General features: G+C 56.0%; 5 protein-coding genes and 2 pseudogenes. 6 read left to right on the forward strand and 1 reads right to left on the reverse strand.

Annotated elements, in window-relative coordinates:
• Positions 1-86: pseudogene (locus ACR0J4_RS22975) on the forward strand (IS5/IS1182 family transposase); the annotation flags it as partial.
• A 17-nt stretch (positions 87-103) separates the two neighbouring features.
• On the opposite strand, the pseudogene ACR0J4_RS22980 reads toward ACR0J4_RS22975, so the two are convergent.
• Positions 104-223 (reverse strand): annotated as a pseudogene (locus ACR0J4_RS22980) (transposase); the annotation flags it as partial.
• A 195-nt stretch (positions 224-418) separates the two neighbouring features.
• On the opposite strand from ACR0J4_RS22980, the gene ACR0J4_RS22985 reads away from it, so the two are divergent.
• From ACR0J4_RS22985 to ACR0J4_RS23005, 5 genes are all read left to right on the forward strand, one after another.
• A complete protein-coding gene (locus ACR0J4_RS22985) occupies positions 419-1,399 on the forward strand; it encodes an alpha-1,2-fucosyltransferase (protein WP_170644463.1) in 981 nt (326 codons plus the stop codon).
• Between the two features lie 43 nt (positions 1,400-1,442).
• Positions 1,443-1,985 carry a GNAT family N-acetyltransferase gene (locus ACR0J4_RS22990; RefSeq protein ID WP_170419526.1) on the forward strand — a complete coding sequence of 181 codons (543 nt, stop codon included), beginning with the start codon at positions 1,443-1,445 and terminating at the stop codon, positions 1,983-1,985.
• Between the two features lie 7 nt (positions 1,986-1,992).
• Positions 1,993-2,424, forward strand: coding sequence for a sugar 3,4-ketoisomerase (locus tag ACR0J4_RS22995; protein WP_170417387.1), 432 nt, complete (start codon positions 1,993-1,995; stop codon positions 2,422-2,424).
• Positions 2,421-3,518 (forward strand): DegT/DnrJ/EryC1/StrS aminotransferase family protein, encoded by a 1,098-nt coding sequence (locus ACR0J4_RS23000; RefSeq protein WP_170556713.1) that lies wholly within the window; start codon positions 2,421-2,423, stop codon positions 3,516-3,518. The genes ACR0J4_RS22995 and ACR0J4_RS23000 overlap by 4 nt, the downstream gene beginning before the upstream one ends.
• A gap of 80 nt (positions 3,519-3,598) precedes the next feature.
• A complete protein-coding gene (locus ACR0J4_RS23005) occupies positions 3,599-4,525 on the forward strand; it encodes a glycosyltransferase family A protein (RefSeq protein ID WP_480668834.1) in 927 nt (308 codons plus the stop codon).
• Positions 4,526-4,950 lie beyond the last annotated feature (425 nt).

Here is a 4,950-nt window from a genome sequence, read left to right on the forward strand (position 1 = left end):
GGCCTGTGGCAACCCGCTACGACAGGTGCCCAAAGGTCTTCCTGTCAGCAATCGCCCTCGCAGCACTCGTTATCTATTGGCTATGAGGCCTGAACCTAGTCTGGACCGCCCAATCCAAACCGACCAGCCGCAACAAAATCTGCACGAACCCGATCGTTGGCCGGAGCGGCATCCTAAACAAAATCTTCAGGGTAAGGCGGGCCTGGATCGCGGCGTCGCTGAACGGCACAGGTTTAAATTGCCGTTTTTTATTTTGGCATGGTCATGGCATATTTAATGGCATATCTATACGCCTATGTCGCCTCGCAGTCTTCGTAAATCCTTGCATTCGTTGGTCGCTAAACGAAAGAACCGTTCACTTCGCCAGAAGGGAGAGGAGATCCTGCGCGCGCGCGGGGAAGACCCCATAGTTATTGTCATGGTTGACGGTGGGCTCTGCTCGGCAATCACGAAGTACGTGTTGGGCGAGTGTTTCAAGAAGGCCTTCGGCATGGTCGTTAAATACGATCTGATGTGGTTCGAGACCAACGGCATGGATTGCTCCAACAAGAGCAGCCGGCTGTTCACCCTGACTACGCTGTTTCCAAACATCAAAATGAACGCCGCCACGCAGGACGAGATCGATTTCTACAAGCGACATTTCTACTACAATAATCCGAAACCCTACTGGTACGACCCGGCCATCTTTGATCACCCACAGCCGCTGTATTTCGATGGTTACGCAGAACACTGGAAGTACGTGTCCGACGTCGAAGACAAGGTGCTTTCAGAACTGCGTTTCAAGGACCTTGAGTTGAACGAGGCCAACCGGGATGTGCTGTCGGATATTCATAACGCGCCCATGTCGATCGCGGTCCATGTGCGTCGTGGGGACTACGTAAGCATCGGCATGGCGATGCTTGGCGAGGATTACTACAGAACTGCCATCGATCAGATCGTCTCAGCCTCGGGTCAGGATAAGGCGAAGGTCTTCTTCTTCTCTGACGACATCGACTGGGTGCGCAGTCACTTGGCTTCGAAACTGCCGCCACACATCGAATGGCGCTGCATCGATGTGAACAATACCGAGGCCGGACACTTGGACCTTCTGCTGATCTCGGAATGCGATCACCAGGTGAGCTCGAATTCCAGTTTCGGGTACTGGGGCGGCCTGCTGAACGACAACGACAATAAAACCGTGATTATCCCGATGCGCTGGCTGCCAGGTCAGACACGCGGCCCGGAGCTGGCCGGTTGCGACACCGCGCATGACTACCCTGGCTTCCAGAAGCTCGAGAACGTCCCTGGCGCCCGAGAGGTTCGCCCGTTCGATGAGGCCTTGCAAAGCCGAAAGGGCCACGGCGTGCCTCAGGCTGAGACCGGAGTTATGGCTGGTGCATCGCGTCGGAAACATCCATAGTGACGACTGCGACCGCAGCGCCACCACAAGCTCTAAAGGGATCATGACCAAATCGTCTGTTGCCCAAGTGGCCGGGCCCAACCTGAGACTCAGGCTAATCACGCCCGCTGATGCCCCCTATGTGTACGCCCTGCGTACGAACCCGCACTACAATAGGCACCTGTCCCCAGTCACGGGTACGGTTGCGGATCAGCGACAGTGGATCGAAGGCTACAAGGCCGAGGAGGCCCAGTGTCGGCAGCTTTATTACGTGATCGAACGTCACGACGGCACCCGCTGCGGGTTGGTACGCCTGTATAAAATCGAAAAAGACCAATTCACCTGGGGCAGCTGGATCCTCGACGCCAACAAACCCAGGAAGGCCGCGCTGGAAAGCGCCTTCTTGTCATTTGGCATCGGCTTCGACCATCTAGGCCTCGGCATGGCCAAGGTTGATGTCCGGGTGGAAAACACCCACGCCGAGGCGTTCTATCGCCGTCTCGGCATGATCGAAACCAATAGGACCGCGCAAGACATCTTCTTTGACTATCCGCGCAAGCTGTTCGAAGAGTTACGCGCCACATATCTAAAACTTCTCAAAGGGTGACCTTTCCATGACACGAATTTCCGCGCACCAGGGCAGCGTCCGGATCATCGACCTTCCACAAATCCATGATCCCCGTGGCGACCTGACCTTCGTGGAAGGGGGTAACCATCTGCCGTTCGACATTGCTCGGGTCTACTACCTTTACAACGTACCCGTCGACTCCGAACGTGGCGGCCATGCACACCGCGATCTTGAACAGGTCATCTTTGCGCTGTCCGGCAGTTTCCGCATTAAGATCGACGACGGAGAAACCAAGACCGAATTCTGGCTGCGTGACCCGCGCAAAGGGCTTTACGTTAACCGGATGATCTGGCGTGAAATGGATGCCTTCAGTCAGGGCGCAGTCTGCATGGTGCTTGCCTCGCATGTCTATGATGAGTCCGACTATTTCCGGGACTATAACGAATTTCAAAACGCGCTGCGTGGAGGGGTCGAATGATCCCTTTCCTCGATCTGGGCGCGGCCTACCGCGAGCTGAAGCAACAAATCGACGACGCTGTGGCGCGAGTGCTAGACAGTGGTTTCTACATCCTCGGTCCCGAGGTCGAGGCCTTCGAGGCAGAATGGGCCGCCTATTGCGGCAGCAAGTTCGCCGTGGGGCTGGCCAACGGACTAGACGCTCTGACACTGGCCCTGCGTGCGCTGGACATCGGGCCGGGCGACGAGGTTATCGTGCCTTCGAACACCTATATCGCCACCTGGCTTGCCGTCTCTGGTGTTGGTGCAATACCGGTTCCGGTCGAACCTGACCCGGCCACCCACAATATCGATCCGACCCTTATCGAAGCGGCCATCACCCTGCGTACCCGCGCTGTACTTCCGGTGCACCTTTACGGCCAGCCTGCCGACCTAGATTCTATCCTCGAGATTGCGGGCCGCCACGGGCTTCGGGTGATCGAAGATGCGGCGCAGGCGCATGGTGCGGCCTACAAGGGGCAGCGGCTTGGCGGGCATGGCGATATCGTCTGCTGGAGCTTCTATCCGGGCAAAAACCTTGGGGCACTTGGGGATGCCGGGGCGGTGACCACCAACGACGCAGACCTGGCCGCCCGGGTGGCGATACTGCGTAACTACGGCTCTCACGAGAAATACGTCAACGAAGAGCCCGGCGTAAATTCACGCCTCGATCCCGTGCAGGCGGCTGTTCTGCGGGTAAAGTTGAAGGCGCTGGACGATTGGACCGAACGGCGCCGCGCGATCGCCGTCGACTATCTCGAGGGTTTGAAGGACAGCAGCCTGATCCTGCCGCATGTGCCCGATTGGGCGGACCCTGTCTGGCACCTTTTTGTTGTCCGCACCACAATGCGCGCTGAGATGCAGGCGCATCTGGCCGAGGCCAAGGTAGGGACGCTCATCCACTATCCGATCCCGCCGCACATGCAGGGCGCCTATGCGGATCTGTGCCTCAAAGCCGAGGCTTTCCCGATTGCCCGCCGTCTGGCACAAGAAGTGCTGAGCTTGCCAATGGGGCCTCAACTGGATAGATCACTCGTTAAAAACCGAGTCATACCCGAGATCCTGCGCGCCTGCTGACATGGGCGCTGGACGGTCAATCGCTTCAATTGAACGTCCCGTTCATGACGAGGCCGAAAAGCGAGAACTGAATGTCTCATTTGTGTTCTGTATTATGCGTCTCCTACAACCATGCGATATTTGCTTCGGCGGGTCTGCAATCGATCTACGAACAAACCTATCGCAATATCGAAATCATCGTCCTGGACGATGGATCACCGGATAATTCGGTCGAAGTGATTGAGGCCGCACTGGCTAAGAGCCCCTTTCCGACCACTTTCATAAAGCAGGAAAATTCCGGCAATGTGCCGGCGAACTTCAACAAGGTTCTGGACGCAGCGTCGGGCGAATTTGTCACAATGATGTCGTTGGATGACCTCCTGATGCCGGACTGTATCAAAGATGCGGTCGAGGTTTTGTCGAAAGCTCGGAACATCGTCTTCGCAGCCAATACCGGTCACTACGAGATCGACGAAAACGGCCACCGGATTACGGATGCCATTCACCTTCCGCTTCCTGCGAACCACCCCGAAACGGCTCAGGACCTGATTGAGCTGGAGTATAGGAGCCTTGGCTCCTTCTACATCCAGGGTCAGGTGTTCCGCCGCGACGCCCTCATGGCCGTGGGCGGTTTTGATGACACGATGACCGGGGACGACATAGTTCTGCGGACGCGCCTGTTTCAGCACATGGTGCGACACCCCGAGTTGACGTTTTCGCTGGGGAACAAGATCGTTCTCTCCTACCGCAAACACGGAAATAATCTTCACCAGAATGCCTTCCGGCAGATCAAGACAATCGTGCAGTGGGGGGAAAAGTACTTCCCGGGCCGCGCTTACCCCGACCTGTTTTTCAGGTGGCTCGAACACTTTATCGAGCAGAGCATCAGGCAAGATCGGCCCGAAGATATCCGGAAAGCTTCGGATCTTAGCCCGCAGGTCGCGCAGTTCATTCAAAGTTACCAGAAGACGTGGACTTATCGCCGCCGCAACACTAAGCGGAAAATCCGAAAGTTGTTCGGCGCTTAGGTTCCGATCTCATAATCAGTCGATATCGGTGAAAAAAGCTCCTGACTACATCTAGTGTTTGCGCCTTTTTTTCACCGCGCCCGGTGAGTGCGGCGATTACTCGGGGCTATTGGCGCACAGTTTCAGGTCGTGCACTTGTGGGCAGACAAAAACGTCACGCTCTGCGTCATGCGTGAAGGCCTCGTGGATCTGGTCGGGATACTGGTAAAGGGAAACCACGTTTGGGTTGGGGGGTAACGTTGCCTCAGGCTGATCCTTCTTCTTTTTCTTCTAGTATCTTCTTTCTTCGGGCAGCATAAACAACTGATATAAAAACAAAATTCTCCTTAACTATTAGGGTCAGGACCCATTGATTTCCGCTTTGCTGCGTGATTCACGGTTCGAAAATCGAGCGGTGACCATGTCTGATCTTTTCTTGCTGACGG

It is taken from the genome of Ruegeria sp. B10 (assembly GCF_056539825.1).